This is a genomic window from Mycobacterium sp., assembly GCF_040398885.1.
Taxonomy (GTDB): domain Bacteria; phylum Actinomycetota; class Actinomycetes; order Mycobacteriales; family Mycobacteriaceae; genus Mycobacterium.
In genome coordinates, this window is record NZ_JBBATF010000056.1 from 1 (window position 1) to 16,623 (window position 16,623).

The 16,623-nt window shown below is 71.5% G+C and carries 16 protein-coding genes and 1 other RNA gene; 6 read left to right on the plus strand and 11 right to left on the minus strand.

Annotated elements, in window-relative coordinates; all coding sequences use genetic code 11:
• The 3 genes from ADBZ5U_RS07370 to ADBZ5U_RS07380 all read right to left on the minus strand — a co-directional run.
• Positions 1-662, minus strand: a 662-nt coding sequence (locus ADBZ5U_RS07370; RefSeq protein ID WP_526263930.1) for a glutamine synthetase family protein, incomplete at its 3' end; no start/stop codon positions are given.
• Between the two features lie 50 nt (positions 663-712).
• Positions 713-2,242 (minus strand): alpha/beta fold hydrolase, encoded by a 1,530-nt coding sequence (locus ADBZ5U_RS07375; protein WP_526263932.1) that lies wholly within the window; start codon positions 2,240-2,242, stop codon positions 713-715.
• Between the two features lie 67 nt (positions 2,243-2,309).
• Complete coding sequence (locus ADBZ5U_RS07380; protein ID WP_526263934.1) at positions 2,310-3,854, minus strand: alpha/beta fold hydrolase; 1,545 nt, start codon at positions 3,852-3,854, stop codon at positions 2,310-2,312.
• Positions 3,855-4,049: 195 nt separating this feature from the next.
• Between ADBZ5U_RS07380 and panB the strand changes: the two genes are divergently transcribed.
• Both panB and ADBZ5U_RS07390 read left to right on the plus strand, forming a co-directional pair.
• Complete coding sequence (panB, locus tag ADBZ5U_RS07385) at positions 4,050-4,919, plus strand: 3-methyl-2-oxobutanoate hydroxymethyltransferase (protein ID WP_526263937.1); 870 nt, start codon at positions 4,050-4,052, stop codon at positions 4,917-4,919.
• A 36-nt stretch (positions 4,920-4,955) separates the two neighbouring features.
• Positions 4,956-6,467 (plus strand): CYTH and CHAD domain-containing protein, encoded by a 1,512-nt coding sequence (locus tag ADBZ5U_RS07390; RefSeq protein ID WP_526263939.1) that lies wholly within the window; start codon positions 4,956-4,958, stop codon positions 6,465-6,467.
• Positions 6,468-6,489: 22 nt separating this feature from the next.
• Here ADBZ5U_RS07390 and rnpB read toward each other — a convergent pair.
• The 6 genes from rnpB to cobC all read right to left on the minus strand — a co-directional run bounded on the left by rnpB (position 6,490) and on the right by cobC (position 11,635).
• Positions 6,490-6,896: RNase P RNA component class A (gene rnpB, locus ADBZ5U_RS07395), an RNA gene on the minus strand.
• A gap of 54 nt (positions 6,897-6,950) precedes the next feature.
• On the minus strand, positions 6,951-7,586 hold the full coding sequence (locus ADBZ5U_RS07400; RefSeq protein WP_526263941.1) for a class I SAM-dependent methyltransferase: 636 nt from the start codon (positions 7,584-7,586) through the stop codon (positions 6,951-6,953).
• 32 nt (positions 7,587-7,618) lie between these two features.
• Complete coding sequence (locus tag ADBZ5U_RS07405; protein WP_526263943.1) at positions 7,619-8,719, minus strand: bifunctional RNase H/acid phosphatase; 1,101 nt, start codon at positions 8,717-8,719, stop codon at positions 7,619-7,621.
• Positions 8,720-8,740: 21 nt separating this feature from the next.
• A complete protein-coding gene (locus ADBZ5U_RS07410) occupies positions 8,741-9,481 on the minus strand; it encodes a zinc ribbon domain-containing protein (RefSeq protein WP_526263945.1) in 741 nt (246 codons plus the stop codon).
• Complete coding sequence (locus ADBZ5U_RS07415) at positions 9,471-10,616, minus strand: Nif3-like dinuclear metal center hexameric protein (RefSeq protein WP_526263947.1); 1,146 nt, start codon at positions 10,614-10,616, stop codon at positions 9,471-9,473. Before ADBZ5U_RS07415 ends, ADBZ5U_RS07410 begins: the two co-directional genes overlap by 11 nt.
• Positions 10,613-11,635 carry an Rv2231c family histidinol phosphate aminotransferase CobC gene (gene cobC, locus ADBZ5U_RS07420; protein ID WP_526263950.1) on the minus strand — a complete coding sequence of 341 codons (1,023 nt, stop codon included), beginning with the start codon at positions 11,633-11,635 and terminating at the stop codon, positions 10,613-10,615. The genes ADBZ5U_RS07415 and cobC overlap by 4 nt, the downstream gene beginning before the upstream one ends.
• A 31-nt stretch (positions 11,636-11,666) precedes the next feature.
• Between cobC and ADBZ5U_RS07425 the strand changes: the two genes are divergently transcribed.
• From ADBZ5U_RS07425 to ADBZ5U_RS07435, 3 genes are read left to right on the plus strand one after another with little or no spacing between them, the layout of a single operon-like run.
• Positions 11,667-12,314: an HAD-IA family hydrolase gene (locus ADBZ5U_RS07425; protein ID WP_526263952.1), complete on the plus strand. Its 648-nt coding sequence runs from the start codon at positions 11,667-11,669 to the stop codon at positions 12,312-12,314.
• A complete protein-coding gene (locus ADBZ5U_RS07430) occupies positions 12,307-12,792 on the plus strand; it encodes a low molecular weight protein-tyrosine-phosphatase (RefSeq protein WP_526263954.1) in 486 nt (161 codons plus the stop codon). The genes ADBZ5U_RS07425 and ADBZ5U_RS07430 overlap by 8 nt, the downstream gene beginning before the upstream one ends.
• The gene (locus ADBZ5U_RS07435) at positions 12,789-13,610 is read left to right on the plus strand and encodes an SURF1 family cytochrome oxidase biogenesis protein (RefSeq protein WP_526263956.1); all 822 of its coding nucleotides are present in this window, start codon (positions 12,789-12,791) and stop codon (positions 13,608-13,610) included. The genes ADBZ5U_RS07430 and ADBZ5U_RS07435 overlap by 4 nt, the downstream gene beginning before the upstream one ends.
• On the opposite strand, the gene ADBZ5U_RS07440 is transcribed toward ADBZ5U_RS07435, so the two are convergent.
• Positions 13,564-14,520 carry a cobalamin biosynthesis protein gene (locus tag ADBZ5U_RS07440; protein WP_526263958.1) on the minus strand — a complete coding sequence of 319 codons (957 nt, stop codon included), beginning with the start codon at positions 14,518-14,520 and terminating at the stop codon, positions 13,564-13,566. The two genes, ADBZ5U_RS07435 and ADBZ5U_RS07440, sit on opposite strands and share 47 nt — an antisense overlap.
• A gap of 68 nt (positions 14,521-14,588) precedes the next feature.
• Between ADBZ5U_RS07440 and ADBZ5U_RS07445 the strand changes: the two genes are divergently transcribed.
• On the plus strand, positions 14,589-14,936 hold the full coding sequence (locus ADBZ5U_RS07445; RefSeq protein WP_526263960.1) for a helix-turn-helix transcriptional regulator: 348 nt from the start codon (positions 14,589-14,591) through the stop codon (positions 14,934-14,936).
• On the opposite strand, the gene ADBZ5U_RS07450 is transcribed toward ADBZ5U_RS07445, so the two are convergent.
• On the minus strand, positions 14,923-16,623 hold a 1,701-nt coding region (locus ADBZ5U_RS07450), incomplete at its 5' end, for a S8 family peptidase (protein ID WP_526263962.1). The genes ADBZ5U_RS07445 and ADBZ5U_RS07450 overlap by 14 nt on opposite strands.

Below are 16,623 nucleotides of genomic sequence, written 5' to 3' on the forward strand. Positions count from 1 at the left end.
ACCTCCTTGACGACGTAGCGGAACGTCATCACGTTGTCGGCCATCGACAGCGCGTCGGCGTAGCGCAGGTCGATCTCCTGCTGGCCGGGTGCGCCCTCGTGGTGGCTGAACTCCACCGAGATGCCCATCTGCTCGAGGGCGTCGATGGCGTGCCGGCGGAAGTTCGGCGCCGAGTCGTGCACGGCCTGGTCGAAGTAGCCGCCGTTGTCCGCCGGGACCGGCACCGACCCGTCGTAGGGCCCCGGTTCGAGCAGGAAGAACTCGATCTCCGGGTGTACGTAGCAGGAGAACCCCAGATCGCTGAGCTTGGCGAGTTGGCGGCGCAGCACATGCCGGCTGTCCGCCCAGGACGGCGAGCCGTCGGGCATGGTGATGTCGCAGAACATCCGCGCCGAATGGTGCTGGCCGGAGCTGCTGGTCCAGGGCAGCACCTGGAAGGTCGACGGATCGGGACGGGCCACGGTGTCGGACTCGAAGACGCGGGCGAACCCCTCGATCGAGGACCCGTCGAACCCGATGCCCTCCTCGAACGCGCCCTCGAGTTCGGCCGGGGCGATGGCCACCGACTTGAGGTATCCGAGTACGTCGGTGAACCACAGCCGGACGAACCGGATGTCCCGTTCCTCCAGCGTGCGGAGCACGAATTCCTTCTGCCGGTCCATGACGCGAGCGTAGGCAGCGGCTGTTAAATCCGTGTTACGAAACCGGTGTTTCAGCAGCCGATGTCGCCGGGCACCACCCGGTCGACGAAGTACCGGATCACCGCGCCGTCGACACACGAATTCCCGTCGAAGACGGTCGTGTGCTGGGTGCCCTCGAAGGTGATCAGCGAAGCGCCGAGTTGCCGGGCGAGATCCACGCCGTCCTGGTACGGGGTGGCCGGGTCGCGGGTGGTGGAGACCACCACCACGCTGCCGGCGGGGGCCGGCCGGGCGACATGCGGCGACGACGTGGCGGGCACCGGCCAGAACGCGCAGAGGTCGCGCGGGGCGAACCCGGTGAACTCGCCGTAGGACAGGAACGGGGCGCGCTGCCGGATCTGCCGGTCGGCCTCGGCCCAGGCGGCCGGATCCTGCGGGGTCGGGCTGTCCACGCAGCGGATGGCGTTGAACGCGTCCTGCCCGTTGCCGTACCGGCCGTCGTCGTCGCGGCCCTCGTAGTCGTCGGCCAGCAGCAGCAGGTCGTCGGCGCCGGTGCCGCGGGCCAGGCCGAGCAGACCGCTGGTCAGGTACTTCCAGTATTGCGGGGTGTAGAGCGAGTTGATGGTGCCGGTGAGTGCGTCGGCGTAGCTCAGGCCGCGCGGATCGGCGGTGCGTCCCGGTTCGGCCACCAGCGGATCCACCAACTGGTGGTAGCGGTTGACGAACTGCGCCGGATCGGTGCCCAACGGGCAGGCCGGCGATTTGGCGCAGTCGGCGGCGTAGTCGTTGAAGGCCACCTGGAAGCCGGCCATCTGATTCACCAGGGACTGCAGCGGGTCCTCGGTCGGGTCGATCGCGCCGTCGAGCACCATGGCGCGAACCCGGTCGGGGAACCGCTCGACGTAGGCGGTGCCGAGTTCGGTGCCGTAGCTGTAGCCCAGATAGTTGATCTGATCCTCACCCAGCGCGGCGCGAACGGCGTCCATATCCTTTGCCGCGGAATCGGTTCCGACGCCGGCCAGAAACGGCTTGCCCATCCGGTCCAGACACTTCTGGGCGAAATCGCGGCTGAGTTGCTCGATGGCCGCCACGCCCGCCCGGCTGTAGTCGACCATCGGCTCACGCCGCCACGCGTCGCGTTCGGCGTCTGTGCGACAACGCAATTCGGGAGTGGAATGCCCGACGCCGCGGGGGTCGAAGCCCACCATGTCGAAGTGCTCGGTGATCGGGCTGCCGTCGAGCGAGTCGGCGAGACTGACCACCGAGTCCACTGCCGAGGCCCCCGGGCCGCCGGGGTTCACCAGCAGCGCACCGATGCGCCGCCCGCCGGCGGGGATCCGGATCACCGCCAGATTCGCCTGCGCCCCAGCCGGATCGGAGTAGTCGACGGGAACCGGGACGGTGGTGCACTGTGCGGACGGCAGGTACTTGTCGGAGATGACTCGGTCACAACTGCCCCACACCGGCGGTGCGTTCTGCCCCAGGTCCGGTGCGTCCGGTGCGGCTACGGCCGGTGCGATCGCCGCCAGGGTGCAGATGACCGCGGAGGACAGGGCGAATACCGCCGAGCCCGTCAGACTCGCGCGTTTCATGGCCGCCATCGTGGCACGCCGCGAAGGGTTGCGGCAGTCCCGCGCGGTCACACGCCGGTATCGGAAAGGCGGCGGTTCAGCAGGTCGCGCCGGCCGGCGGCAGTTTCAGGTCGAGCAGGTACGCGGCGACGTAGCCGTCGACGCACGACTCACCCTGGAACGCGACGGTGTGCTGGGTGCCCTTGAACGTGAGCAGCGCGCCGCCGAGTTGCTTGGCGAGGTCCACCCCGGCCTGATACGGGGTGGCCGGGTCACCGGTCGTGGAGATCACCAGCACGGGCTGCAGGCCGGGGGCCTTGATGACGTGCGGCTGGCTGGTGGGCGGAACCGGCCAGAAGGCGCAGGTGCTCAACGGCGCGTGTCCGGTGAACTCGCCGTAGCTCATGAACGGGGCCACTTCCCGAAGCCGGCGGTCCTCCTCGACCACCTTCTCGCGATCCTTGATCGGCGGTTGGTCGACGCAGTTCACCGCGATCCGGGCGTCGGTGGCGTTGGAGTAATGCCCCTGGGCGTCACGGCGCATGTACATGTCGGCCAGCGCCAGCATGGTGTCGCCGCGGCCCTTCTTCATCTCGGAGAGGCCCTGGGTCAGATGGCGCCACAGATTCGGCGAGTACAACGCCATCACGGTGCCGACGATCGCGTCGCCGTAGCTCAGTCCACGCGGGTCCTTGGTCTTCATCGGCTTGTCTACCAACGGGTCGACCAGATCGCGGTACACCGAAACGGCCTTGTCCGGGTCGGCGCCCAGCGGGCAGTCCGAACCCTTGGCGCAATCGGCCGCGTAGTCGTTGAACGCCTTCTGGAAGGCCTCCGCCTGCTCGATGTCGGCCTCGATCGGGTCGGCGTTCGGGTCGACGGCGCCGTCGAGGACCATCGCCCGCACCCTGTCCGGGTAGGCCTCGGCGTAGGCCGCGCCGATCCGGGTGCCGTAGGAGTAACCGAGGTAATTCAGCTTCTCGTCGCCGACGGCGGCCCGCAGCGCGTCGAGATCCTTCGCGACGCTGACGGTTCCGACGTTGGCCAGGAACTCGGCGCCCATCTTGTCGACGCAGCGCTGCACGAACTCCTTGGTGACACCCTCGATGTGCTCCACACCCGCGGGGCTGTAGTCCACCTGCGGGTCGGCCCGCAGCCGGTCGTTGTCCTCATCGGAGTTGCACCACAGCGCGGGGGTCGACGAGCCGACCCCGCGCGGGTCGAAGCCGACCAGGTCGAAGCGCTCGCGCACCTGCGGCGGCAGCCCCTCGAGCAGGCTGGCGGCCGCCTCGATCCCGGACTCCCCCGGGCCGCCGGGATTGACGATCAGCGAACCGATCTTGTCCCCGCGCGCCGGGAAACGGACCAGCGCCAGGCTCGCCTGGGCGCCGTCGGGCTTGCCGTAGTCAACCGGGACGGCGATCTTGCCGCACTGGGCCCCGGCCGGGATCGGCATCGCCTCGCCTCCCCCGCCGGCCGGGCGGCACGGCCCCCACGACACCGGCTGACCGATCTGCGGCTCGGCGATCACCGCCGTGCCGCCCACCACGGTGCTGCAGCCCGCGGTGGCCGCGACCAGTCCGGCGAGGGCCGGAACCAGCACAGCGGCACGCAGGGACCGGGGGCGTCGGTGCAGCCTCATGGCCAACATGCTGCCATGGTGGGCGGATCTTCCTGGTAGGCGACCCTTGCCGGCGCCTGACGGCGACTGTGAGAAACCGCACTCGCCGCGGCGTTCCGGGCAGCCGCCCGGCAGTGGCAGACTTGTATAAGTCAACCGAACCCGGGGACCCGGATGGGCCACGAGGATCGACCCGACGAGCGACTGGGATCAGCCATGTCCGATGGGACTCAGCAAGCACAGCCCGAGCAGGCGGTCTACGGGGCGGGCAGCCAGCCCCCCTCCGGGACGCCCACCAAGATCCGCACCCACCATCTGCAGCGGATGAAGTCCGAAGGCCACAGGTGGGCCATGCTCACCGCCTACGACTTCTCCACCGCCCGGATCCTCGACGAGGCCGGTATCCCGGTCCTGCTGGTCGGGGACTCCGCGGCCAACGTCGTCTACGGCTACGACACCACCGTGCCGGTCACCGCGGACGAGCTCATCCCGCTGGTGCGCGGCGTGGTGCGCGGCGCCAGTCATGCCCTGGTGGTGGCCGATCTGCCGTTCGGCAGCTACGAGGGCGGGCCCGCCCAGGCCTTGGCGACGGCCACCCGCTTCATGAAGGAGGCCGGTGCGCACGCGGTCAAGCTGGAGGGCGGGGAACGGGTCGCCGATCAGATCGCGACGCTGACCGCGGCCGGGATCCCGGTGATGGCCCACATCGGCTTCACCCCGCAGAGCGTCAACAGCCTGGGTGGCTTCCGGGTGCAGGGCCGCGGCGACGCCGCCGAGCAGACCGTCGCCGACGCCATCGCGGTACAGGAGGCCGGAGCTTTCGCGGTGGTGATGGAGATGGTGCCCGCCGAACTGGCCACCCAGCTCACCGGCAAGCTCACCATCCCGACCGTCGGGATCGGCGCCGGACCGAACTGCGACGCCCAGGTTCTGGTCTGGCAGGACATGGCCGGGCTCACCAGCGGCAGGACCGCCAAGTTCGTCAAGCGATTCGGCGACGTGGGTGGCGAACTGCGGCGGGCGGCGATGCGGTACGCCACCGAGGTGGCCGGCGGCGCCTTCCCCGCGGAGGAGCACAGCTTCTGACCGCCAACCCGGCACGACATGTGGAACGCTGACCGCATGGCCAAATCCGGCGGCACGACGCGTTGCGTCGAAATGGAGTTGAAGTTCGAGGCTCCGGCGGTCGGTGTCTCGCCGTCCTTCGACGGCCTCGCCGCGGTCGCGCGGGTGGAGAAGCACGCCCTCCAGCGTCTCGACGCGGTGTATTTCGACACCGTCGCACACGATCTGGCCGCCAACCGGGTGACTCTGCGCCGGCGCACCGGCGGCACCGACGCGGGCTGGCACCTGAAACTGCCCGCCGGGGATTCCCGCACCGAGGTCCGGGCACCGCTGGGAACCCCCGGCGACGGGGTCCCCGACGCGCTGCTCGACGTCGTCCGGGCGATCGTTCGGGACCGGGCGCTGGTCCCGGTGGCCCGGATCTCCACCGCCCGGGACGTGACGATGCTGTACGCCCCGGACGGCGCCGCGCTGGCGGAGTTCTGCGACGACACGGTCACCGCCTCCCGGCTCAATCCCGCCGACGGCGGCGCCGAGGCCGAGCAGCAGTGGCGGGAGTGGGAGCTGGAACTGGTCGACGCCGGCGTGGAGGACGCCGCGGGCCTGTTGAAGCGACTCTCCAACCGCCTGCTCGACGCCGGCGCCCAGACCGCCGGCCACGGCTCGAAGCTGGCCAAGGTCCTCGGCGAGACCGCGCCGCAACGCCCGGAGCCACCCGCGGATCCGGTGCACCGGGCGGTCGCCGAACAGGTCGCCGCGCTGCTGCTGTGGGATCGCGCGGTGCGCGAGGACGCCGATGACGCCGTGCACCAGATGCGGGTCACCATCCGTCAGATCCGGAGTCTTCTGCAGGCCTCGGAGGAGGAATTCGGCCTGACCGACGACGCGAACATCCTCAGCGAGTTGCGCGAGTTGGCCGCGGTGCTCGGCGTCGCCCGCGACGCCGAGGTGCTGACCGAGCGTTACCGGGACGCACTGGACGAGCTGGCGCCCGAACTGATCCGGGGGCCGGTGCGCCGGCGACTGGTCGACGGCGGCTGGCTGCGCTACCAGAGCGGCCTGAGCCGCTCGCACAAGGCGATGCGATCGGCGCGGTACTTCCGGCTGCTCGACGCCCTCGACCAGGTCGTGGTGACCGCCCCGCCACCGGATGACGGACAACCCCACCTCACCGTCGCCGCCGGCTACAAGCGGGTGCGCAAGCGGGCCGGGGTGGCGGCCGAGGCTGCCACCGAGCACGAACTCGACGAGGCGCTGCATCGGGTTCGCAAGGCGGCCAAGCAGCTCCGCTACGTCGCGGCCGCCACCGGCGCGGGGAAGGTCGCCGAACGGGCCAAGGTGATCCAGGGCCTGCTCGGCGATCACCAGGACAGCGCGGTGAGCCGCGCCCACCTGCTGCAGGTCGCCGATGAGGCACATGCAGCCGGTGAGGACACCTTCACCTACGGGATCCTCTACCGGCGTGAAGAGGAGTTGGCGCGGCGCTGCCGCGATCAACTCGACGGCGCCCTGAAGGCGTTGGGCACCGGCGTGCGAAAGGCGACCAAGGGATCGCCGAAAGTGCGCTGAGACGCCGCCTGCACCCGGGGGGCGGACGAGTTGGCCTGTAAGCCGGATTCTGTTCCGCTGCGCCGGGCGCAGCGGCGGCGACCATCCATCTGGGACACCCGTCGCCGGGTGCCTCATGCGGCCTACCCGCAGGCTCGGGCGAGCAGCCCTCGATCGCCTGCGCAGCCGCACCCTTGGCCCGAAGGCGGGGCGCGGCCTCTTGGCCTTGCTTCGGGTGGGGTTTACCGAGCCACCCCGGTCACCCGGGGTGCTGGTGCGCTCTTACCGCACCGTTTCACCCTTACCACCTGCACGCAGGTGGCGGTCTGTTCTCTGTGGCACTGTCCCGCGAGTCACCTCGGATTGCCGTTGGCAATCACCCTGCTCTGCGAAGTCCGGACTTTCCTCGACCCGCCGTCGCCGACGGGCCGCGGCCGCCCGGCCAACTCGTCCGCACCGATCAACGTACTGCGCCCCCTGATGCTTCCGCGGCGGCGGGTGCTTTCAACCCGGATTTCGGCTCAGCAGGATCACGTTGTCGACGAGAGTGGCCTCCTCGCCGTCCGGCCCGCGGGCCGTGCGTTCGACGGTGCCGATCTCGGGTGCCCACTGCCCCGGTTCCAGGCCGAGGCCTTCGACCACGGCCTCGGCGGTCGGGAACTCGTGATCCCGCATCCGCACCGCCCACGGCGGCGCCGCGGCGTGGTCGACGATCAGCAGTGCGCCGCCGGGCGCGACCGCGCCGGCGGCGCGGACCAGGATCGCCGAGCGGTCCATCTCGACGGTGCTGTGCAGGAACTGCGCCGACACCAGGTCGAAGGCGCCGTCGGGAAATCCGCGGGTCAGGTCCTGCTGCCGGAAGTCGATGCGCCCGGCCACCCCGCGAGACGCCGCGGCCGCACGGGCGCGAGCCAGCGCGGTGCCCGACACGTCGACGGCGACCACCCGCCAGCCCTGTTCGGCCAGCCAGATCGCGTCGGCTCCCTCGCCGCAGCCGAGGTCGAGCGCCGTGGTCCCGCCGAGTCGGGGCGCGATCGCGGCCAGTCGGGCGTTGACCCGGCCGCTCCAGACCTGTGGCCGGGCGGAGTAGTGCTCCTCCCAGGCGGCGTGGTGTCCGCCGGCGGGGTCAGCGTCGTGCATGTCCGCCTCCGGCATCCTTCGGGCGCACGCTGTCAGCCGCGCAGGTAGGAGGTGTCGTTGACCAGCCGCACCGAGGCGCCGTCGTCGGGGTAGAACTCGGCGATGCTCAGCGAGGCCAGGTCGAGGTGCAGGCGGTACAGGATCGACGCCCCGGCGGCCAGCGCCAGGCGCAGCAGCGTCTTGATCGGGGTCACGTGCGACACCACCAGCACGGTGGATTCGCCGTGTTCGGCGATCAGGCGGTCGCGCGCCCGCAGGACCCGCAGGGACACCTCGTCGAAGCTCTCCCCGCCGGGAGCCGCCAGGCCGGTGTCGCGCAGCCAACGCCCGTGCACCTCGGGATGACGCTCGGCGGCCTCCGAGAAGGTCAGGCCCTCCCACTCGCCGAAGTCGGTTTCGATCAGGTCCTGCTCGACGGTGACCGACAGCCCCAGCGCGTCGGCGGCGGTCTTGGCGGTGTCGTAAGCCCGGGCCAGCGGGGAGCTCACCACCGCCGAGATGCCGCCCCTGGCGGACAGGTAGCGGGCGGCGTCGGCCGCCTGCCGCCGGCCGACGTCGGTGAGGGCGGGGTTGCCGCGTCCGGAGTAGCGCCGTTGCCGTGACAGCTCGGTCTGCCCGTGGCGCAGCAGCAGCAGCCGGGTGGGCCCGCCCCGGTTGCCGGTCCACGTCGACGGCGGCACCGCCACCGCACCCGGCGGCGGGTCCGCGGCGGTCGCCCCCCCGAGTGCCCCCTTGGCGCCGTCCATCGCCTCGTTCGCCAGCCGGTCGGCGGTCTTGTTCTGCTCCCGCGGGATCCAGGAGAACCTGACGAAACCGAAGGTCGACGCCAGTGCGCGGGCCTGCTGATGCAGTTCGGCCAGGCCCGCGTTCTTGACCTTCCACCGGCCGCTCATCTGCTCGACGACGAGCTTGGAGTCCATCCGGACCTCGAGCTCGTCGGCGCCGAGGCGGCGGGCCTCCTCCAGGCCGGCGATCAGCCCCCGGTACTCGGCGACGTTGTTGGTGGTGATGCCGATGGGCTGACAGTGCTCGGCCAGAACCGTGGCGTGGTCGGCCGCCCAGACCACGCACCCGAAGCCGGCCGGTCCGGGGTTTCCGCGGGAGCCGCCGTCCGCCTCGACGATGACTTTCACCGGATCCCGCCGTTCATCGGGTCACTGCCCGAAGTCCTTGAACCGCAACAGGATCGCTCCGCACTCGCCGCAGCGCAGCAACTCGTCCTCGGGCGCGGCCGAGATCCGGGCCAGCTCGCCGCGGTCCAGTTCGATCCGGCAGGCCCCGCAGCGGGCGCCGAGCAACCGGCCGGCGCCGACACCGGATGCCGCGCGCTGGCGTTCGTAGGTTCTCAGCAGCTCACCGTCGATCCCGGCCGCCACCTCGTCGCGGCGCGCGGCGGTGTCGGTGCGGGTCTGCTCCACCTCGGCCAGCACCGCGTCGCGGGCCTGCCGGGCCGCCGCCAGGTCACCCTCCACCTCATCCAGCCCGGCCTGCTCGCCGGCCTGCTGTTCGGCGGCCTGTTCGCGGCGTTCCATCACCTCCAGCAGGGAATCCTCCAGGCTGGCCTGGCGGCGCTCCAGGGTGCCGAGTTCGTGCTGCAGTTCCCCGAGCTGCTTGGGGTCGCCGACGGCGCCGGAGTCGAGCAGACCGCGGTCGCGGTCCTCCCGTTGGCGGACGGTGTCGACCTCGGACTCCAGCTTGGCGATCTGGGCGTCGAGGTCTTCGACCGCGAGGGCGGCGACGGCGAGGCGGTCGGCCACCTCACGCTGCCGGGCTTCCAACTCCTGATAGCGCTGCTGCTCGGGCAGGTGGGTGGCGCGGTGCGCCAACCGGGTCAGCTCGGCGTCCAACTCGGCCAATTCCAGGAGCGAACGTTGTTGTGACAGTTCAGCTTTCATGATGGCCTCTCGGCTCGACATTCCCGACATTCCACGGGTCGGTCCGGACCGGACTCACGGTTACCGGAAGCAGTTCGCCGAAATGCGACCGCAGCAAGTCCGCCGCCTGCGCACACCACGGGTACTCGCTGGCCCAGTGCGCGACGTCCACCAGGCCGACGTCGCTGCCCCGGCGGTGCTCGTCGGCGGGATGGTGACGCAGGTCGGCGGTCACATAGGCCTGGACACCGGCCGCCCCGGCCGCGGCCAGCAGCGAATCTCCCGCCCCGCCGCACACCGCCACGCGACTGACCGGCGCGTCGGGGTCGCCGGCGGCGCGGATGCCCCAACTGGTCCGGGGCAGCGCCGAATCGACCCGAGCCACGAAATCGGCGAACCGCTGCGGGCCGGCGAGGCTGGCCAGCCGGCCGATGCCGGTGCCGTCGGGGATCGCCGCCAGGGCGAACACGTCGAAGGCCGGTTCCTCGTAGATGTGGGCGGCCCGCATGGCGGCCAGCACCTGCCGCCGCAGACCGGCCGGGGCGATCACCTCGATGCGTTCCTCGGCGACGTGCTCGATCGCCCCCACCGTGCCGAGGGTCGGCGCCGCACCGGATCCGGGCAGGAATTGCCCGGTGCCGCTGACGGTCCAACTGCAGTGCGAGTAGTCGCCGATGTTGCCGGCGCCCGCGGCGAACAGAGCCTCCCGCACCGCCGCGGCGTTCTCCACCGGCACGAAGACCACCCATTTGTCCAGCGCCGGGCGCCCCGACGCCGGATCGAGCACCCCGTCCACGGTGAGACCGAGCGCGTCGGCGAGCGCATCCGAGACCCCCGGACTGGCCGCGTCGGCGTTGGTGTGGGCGGTGAACAACGCCGCGCCGGAGCGGATCAGCCGGTGGATCAACGCGCCCTTGGGGGTGCCGGCCGCGACGGTGTCCACGCCGCGCAGCAGCAGCGGGTGGTGCGCCAGCAGCAGCCCGCGGGGCCCGACGGTGTCGACCACCGCCGCGGTGGCGTCGACGGCGACGGTGACCGAGTCGACCGGATCGTCGGGGTCACCGCAGACCAGGCCCACCGAGTCCCAGTCGTGGGCGAGGCGGGGCGGGTAGGCGTCATCGAGAACGGCGATGACATCGGAGACGAGGACGCTCACCGCAGCGCCTCGGCGACGGCCCGGACCAGCGTCGGCCACTCCGGCCGCACCGCCGCCCGCAGATGGTTCTCCCCCAGCCCGATGAAGGTATCGCAGCGCCGGACCGCAATCCCGTTGGCCTTCAACCGTTTACGCATCAAAGCGGCATCCGGGACGGCGAACAGCACGAAGGGTGCGCTGCCGTCGACCACCTCCAGGCCGAGACCGCTCAGCGCCGCCGCCATCTCGCCGCGGTGCAGGGCCGACTGCTGCGCCCCGCGTCGCGCCTCGGCCACCGCGGCCGGCGAACAGCAGGCGGCGATGGCCTCCAGTTGCAGCGTGCCCAACGGCCAGTGCGGCCGGCCCGCCGACAGCCGGGCCAGCACCTCGGGGTCGCCCAGCGCGTAGCCCACCCGCAGCCCGGCCAGCGCCCAGGTCTTGGTCAGGCTGCGCAGCACCACCACGTCGGGCAGGTCCAGCTCGGCCAGCGACTCGTCGCCGGACACGGCATCGGCGAAGGCCTCGTCGACCACGACCAGCCGGCCCGGGCGGCGCAGCGCGAGCAGCGACTCCCGCGGGTGCAGCACCCCGGTCGGGTTGGTCGGATTGCCCACCACGACCAGGTCGGCGGCCTCGGGCACCGGCGCACCCCAGAGCCGGAACGGCGCCGGCAGAACCACGTGGTCGAATGCCACCCCGGCCGCGGACAGCACCGCTTCCGGCTCGGTGAACGACGGCGCGATCAGCGCGGCCCGTCGTGGGCGCAGCGCGGGCAGCAACGCGAAACCCTCGGCCCCGCCGGCCAGCAGCAGGACCCGGTCTTCGGGCACCCGGTGCCGGCGGGCCACCGCGGTGACCGCCGCGGCGTGGTCGGCCGCGCTCGGATACCAGGCCAGGTCGGCGAGCCGGGCGGCGAGCCGCTGCCGCAGCCAGGCCGGCGGTCGCGCGTGCCGGACGTTGACCGCGAAATCCACCATGCCAGGGCCGACGGCCTGATCGCCGTGGTAGCGCGCCCCCGGACGCACACCCTGCTCGTTCACCACTAGAAGAGTAGTCAGGGACAATGAAGCCGTGACACCCCGCCTTCGCCCCCAGTTGGTGATCTTCGACCTCGACGGCACGCTGACCGATTCGGCCGACGGTGTCGTCGCCAGCTTCCGGCACGCCCTGGCCGCGGTCGGCGCCGATGTTCCCGACGGTGACCTGGCCGCGCTGGTGGTGGGCCCGCCGATGCAGCACACCCTGTCCGCGCTGGGCCTCGGTGAGCGGGCCGGCGAGGCCATCACCGCCTACCGGGCCGACTACACCAGCCGGGGCTGGGCGATGAACGCCCTCTTCGGCGGCGTCGCCGAGGTGCTGGCCGACCTGCGTGCGGCCGGCGTGCGCCTGGCGGTGGCCACCTCCAAGGCCGAACCCACCGCACGGCGGATTCTGGAGCACTTCGGTATCGCCGAGCAGTTCGAGGTCATCGCCGGCGCCAGTCCGGACGGGGGCCGCGCGGCCAAGTCCGATGTGGTGGCCCACGCACTGGCCCAGCTCGAGCCGCTGCCGGAGCGGGTGGTGATGGTCGGCGACCGGGCCCACGATATCGAGGGCGCCGCCGAGCACGGGATCGCCACGGTGCTGGTGGGCTGGGGCTACGGCGGTTCGGACGCCACCGAGGCGGCGGCCGCGCACGTCGGCACCGTCGACGAACTGCGGGAGGTTCTCGGTGTCTGAGCAGCTGCTGCACGTCACCTTCGTGTGCACCGGGAACATCTGCCGCTCACCGATGGCCGAGAAGATGTTCGCCCACCAGATCGCCGGGCGCGGCCTGGCCGATGTGGTGCGGGTCAGCAGCGCGGGCACCGGAGGGTGGCACGCCGGAGACGGCGCGGACCACCGTGCGGTGCAGGTGCTGCGGGACCGCGGCTACCCCACCGCGCATCGCGCCGCCCAGGTCCGGGACGACCACCTGTCCGCGGATCTGGTTGTCGCACTTGGCCGTAACCACCTGCGAATGCTGACCGACCTGGGTGTCGAGGCGGACCGGTTGCGGATGCTGCGGTCGTTCGACCCGCGGTCGGGCGCCCACGCGCTGGACGTCGAGGATCCCTACTACGGCGGTCACGCCGATTTCGTCGAGGCCTTCGAGGTCATCGAGGCCGCGCTTCCGGGGCTGCACGACTGGGTCGACGACCGGCTGGCGGACCGATGAAGCGGCTGGCCTTCCTGTTCCGTCCGGGATGGATCGCCCTGGCCCTGGTGGTGGCGATGTTCACCTACCTGGCGCTGACGGTGCTCGCGCCCTGGCAACTCGGCAAGAACACCCGGACCTCCCTGGAGAACCACCAGATCGAAGCGTCGCTGTCGGCCGATCCGGTGCCGGTGGCATCGGTCCTGCCACAACAGGATTCGTCAGCCCCCGAGGCACAGTGGCGCCGGGTCACCGCAACCGGGCGCTACCTGCCCGACTCGGAGGTGCTGGCGCGCCTGCGGCTGATCGGCGGGGCCCCGGCCTACGAGGTGCTCACCGCGTTCGCGGTCGACGGCGGCCCGACGGTGCTGGTGAACCGCGGTTACGTGCGCCCGGACCGGGGCACCTCGGCGCCGCCGGTACCGAAACCGCCCGGGGGCACGGTGAGTATCACTGCGCGGCTGCGGGATTCGGAGACCGCCGGCGACAAGCAGCCGTTCACCGAGGCGGGCTTGCAGCAGGTGTACGCCATCGACACCGGGCAGATCGCCGGCCTGGTCAGAACCCCGCTCACCGGCTCGTACCTGCAACTGGTGGAGGACCAACCGGGCGGGCTGGACGTGCTGCCGCTGCCCCGACTGGACGCCGGGCCGTTCCTGTCCTACGGCATCCAGTGGATCGCGTTCGGCATCATCGCCCCGCTCGGTCTGGGCTACTTCGTGTATTCCGAACTGCGGATGCGACGCCGGGAATCGGCCGCGCGGGAGGGCGCCCAGACCCGCGAAACCCCGCTCACCGCCGAGGAGAAACTGGCCGACCGCTACGGCCGGCGGAGCTGACCGCCACGGCTACCGCCACCGCGGCGGCCTGCACCAGCCGCGACAGCCGGACTGCCCGGCGCAGGTCGGCGGCCGTCGGCGCCGGGCCGTCACCGAGGGTGGGGCGGATCTCCAGATCGTGGCGGTACTGGGTCGGGCCGCCCAGTCGCACTCCGAGCGCCCCGGCGAAGGCGGCCTCCGCGACGCCGGCGTTCGGGCTGGGGTGACGCGAGGCGTCCCGTCGCCAGGCCTGGGCCGACCGCAGCGGGGACCCGCCGACCAGTGGCGCGCACAATGCCGTCAGCGCGCCGGTCAGCCGGGCCGGCAGGTAGTTGGCGATGTCGTCGGAACGTGCCGCGGCCCAACCGAATCGGGCGTAGCGCGGCGAGCGGTTTCCGATCATCGCGTCGAGGGTGTTGACGCCCCGGTAGGCCAGCACTCCCGGTGTCCCGGCCAGTGCGGCCCACACCAGCGGCGCCACCTGGGCGTCGGAGGTGTTCTCGGCCACCGACTCGCACGCGGCCCGCGCCAGTCCCGAGCCGTCCAGAACCGCCGGATCCCGGCCGCACAGCGAGGGCAGAAGGGCCCGGGCGCCGTCGACGTCTCCGGCCGACAGCAGGCCGGCCATCTCCGAGCCGGTTCGCCCCAGGGTGGTCCCGCCCAGTGCGACCCAGGTGGAGACGGCCGTGAGGACCGCTTCCGCGCCGGCACCCGCCCGGCGTTGCAGCAGCGACCCGGCCGCTGCCAGGCAGCCCACCAGCACCGCGGTGTGGGCGGCTCCCGCGACCCGGCCGTCCCGGTAGGTGAGCGCCTCGAGCCCGGTCGCGCACCGGCCGAACCCGGCAACGGGGTGGCCGCGCCGTGGGTCGGCCAGAACCAGATCGGCGAGATAACCGGCCAGAATCCCGACCGGCCGCGGCCGCCACGTCATACCGGCAGGGTCTCACACGGCTGAAATGTCGGTGGCCGCCCCTACGGTGTGCAGCGGAGGGGGGACGAATGATCGAGACATGGCCCGAGTACCTGAGGCGCATCACCGGCGGGCAGACGCAGTCCCAGATCGCCGAGCGGGTCGGGGTGGGGAGGTTGTCGGTGTGCCACTGGCTGCACGGCAAGACCCGGCCCAAACCGGAGACCGCCATCGCGGTCGCGCGGGTGTACGACCGCTCGCCCATCGAGGCGCTGCTGGCGGCCGGGTACCTCGATGCCGCCGATGTGCGGCTGCCGGTCGACAGCCGGTCATCGCCGCAGGATCTTCCGGCCGAGGAGATCGCCGCCGAGGTACGCCGGCGCCTGCTCGAACTGGAGGGGCTCAACGCGGCGGATCAGAGCACTATTTCACGCTGACGGTCACCGAGGCGCTGTTGTTACCCGGATTGGAGTCGACCAGGGTGGCGCTGACGAGTTTGGTCGTCGCCGTGAGCGTGTAGGACCCGCGGGTCTTGGGCGCCTTCCAGGCGATCACGGTGTTCGCCGTACCGCCGGCGGGCACGAACACCCGGGCGGACGGTCCGGCCGAGCCGCCGCTTGCCGCCAGCGAGACCGTCACCTGGGCCCCGGTGTTGCCCAGGTTACCCACGGTGATCGAGACGTTGGAGTTCTTGTTCACCGTCACGCTCAACGGGGTGGAGATGCCGGCCAGCCGCGGATCGTAGGTCGCGACCGTGGGCGGCGGGGTCGCGCCGGTGAACAACCCCTCGAGACTCAGCCGACCGCCGGTGACGGTTTTACCCGCCAGCGAGGTGGTCGGCTTGGCGTTGTTCAGGATCGCGCTGCGCAAGGTCGCCGCGGTGGCGGTGGGGTTCTGCGACTTGTAGAGCGCCAGGGCGCCCGTCACGTGCGGCGTGGCCATGGAGGTGCCGCTGTAGTTCGCGTAGGTGCCGGTGGGAACGGTGCTGAGAATCCCCGAACCGGGTGCCGCGAGGTCCACCGTCGTCGCGCCGTAACTGGAGAACGACGACAGCACGCCCGTGGAGGTGATGGATGCCACCGCGATCACCGACTCGTAGGGCGCCGCCGACTCCGTCGCCGAAGCCTGCAGCGAACTGTAGTTGCTCGGGTAGGAGGCGGTCACGTCGTTGTCGGCGGTCGCGTTGCCCGCCGCCGCGACGAACAGGATGTCGGCCTTGGCCGCGCGATTGATGGCCGCGTGCATCGCGCTGCTGTACCCACCGCCGCCCCAGGAGTTGTTCGCCGCGACCAGGTTGATGTTGTAACGCGACTTCAGGTCCACCAGGTAGTTGAGAGCACTCACCGCGTCAGAGGTGTATCCGCCTTGTGGGCCAAGGAATTTGGCGGGAATGATCTTGGTGTTCCAGCAGACCCCGGCCACCCCGGTCCCGTTGCCCCCGACGGCGCCGATGGTTCCCGCCACGTGGGTTCCGTGGGCGTCCTCGCCCGCGTCGTAGACGGTGTTGTCGTCGTAGTAGAAGTCCCAGCCGTTGACGTCGTCGACGAAGCCGTTGCCGTCGTTGTCGATCCCGTCGCCGGCCACCTCGCCGGGGTTCTTCCAGATGTTGGCCGCCAGGTCGGGGTGGGTGATCTGGATGCCCTCGTCGATGACGGCGACCACCACGTCACTCGCGCCCGTGGCGCCCAGTCCCCAGGCTTCCTCGGCACCGCAGCCGTACTGGTTGGTGGTTCCGGACGGGCCGTAGGCCGTGGGGTTGTCATCACTGCTCATCCCCCACAGCGAACCGCCGGTGTAGTACGGGTCGTTGGAGACGGCGGCCGCCGTTAGCTTGTAATTGGGCTCCGCGAACGCCACGGCCGGGTTCTTCGACAGCGCCTGGATGGCGGCCGCCGTTCCCCCGGGAACCTTGAGGCGGTAGACGACGCCCTGCTCGGTCTCCAGCATCTTCCTGGTGCCCAGGCGTTCGATCACCGTCGCCTTCACCGAGGCCATCGCCTGGGCGCGACCAGTGGGTGTCACGCCGGGCTTCCACCCGACGAGGACCTCGTCGGCGGCGAACGGCGGCGGCGCCGACGGCCCGCCCGCGGCCGGCGCGGTCGCGGCCACCGCGGTGGCGGCCCC

Bases quoted from the DNA above. Each gene is read 5' to 3' on its own strand.
- ADBZ5U_RS07440 (WP_526263958.1), bottom strand. From the start codon at position 14,520: ATGACGTGGCGGCCGCGGCCGGTCGGGATTCTGGCCGGTTATCTCGCC.
- ADBZ5U_RS07435 (WP_526263956.1), top strand. From the start codon at position 12,789: ATGAAGCGGCTGGCCTTCCTGTTCCGTCCGGGATGGATCGCCCTGGCC.
- ADBZ5U_RS07410 (WP_526263945.1), bottom strand. From the start codon at position 9,481: ATGAAAGCTGAACTGTCACAACAACGTTCGCTCCTGGAATTGGCCGAG.
- ADBZ5U_RS07400 (WP_526263941.1), bottom strand. From the start codon at position 7,586: ATGCACGACGCTGACCCCGCCGGCGGACACCACGCCGCCTGGGAGGAG.
- ADBZ5U_RS07380 (WP_526263934.1), bottom strand. From the start codon at position 3,854: ATGAGGCTGCACCGACGCCCCCGGTCCCTGCGTGCCGCTGTGCTGGTT.
- ADBZ5U_RS07375 (WP_526263932.1), bottom strand. From the start codon at position 2,242: ATGGCGGCCATGAAACGCGCGAGTCTGACGGGCTCGGCGGTATTCGCC.
- panB (WP_526263937.1), top strand. From the start codon at position 4,050: ATGTCCGATGGGACTCAGCAAGCACAGCCCGAGCAGGCGGTCTACGGG.
- ADBZ5U_RS07445 (WP_526263960.1), top strand. From the start codon at position 14,589: ATGATCGAGACATGGCCCGAGTACCTGAGGCGCATCACCGGCGGGCAG.
- ADBZ5U_RS07390 (WP_526263939.1), top strand. From the start codon at position 4,956: ATGGCCAAATCCGGCGGCACGACGCGTTGCGTCGAAATGGAGTTGAAG.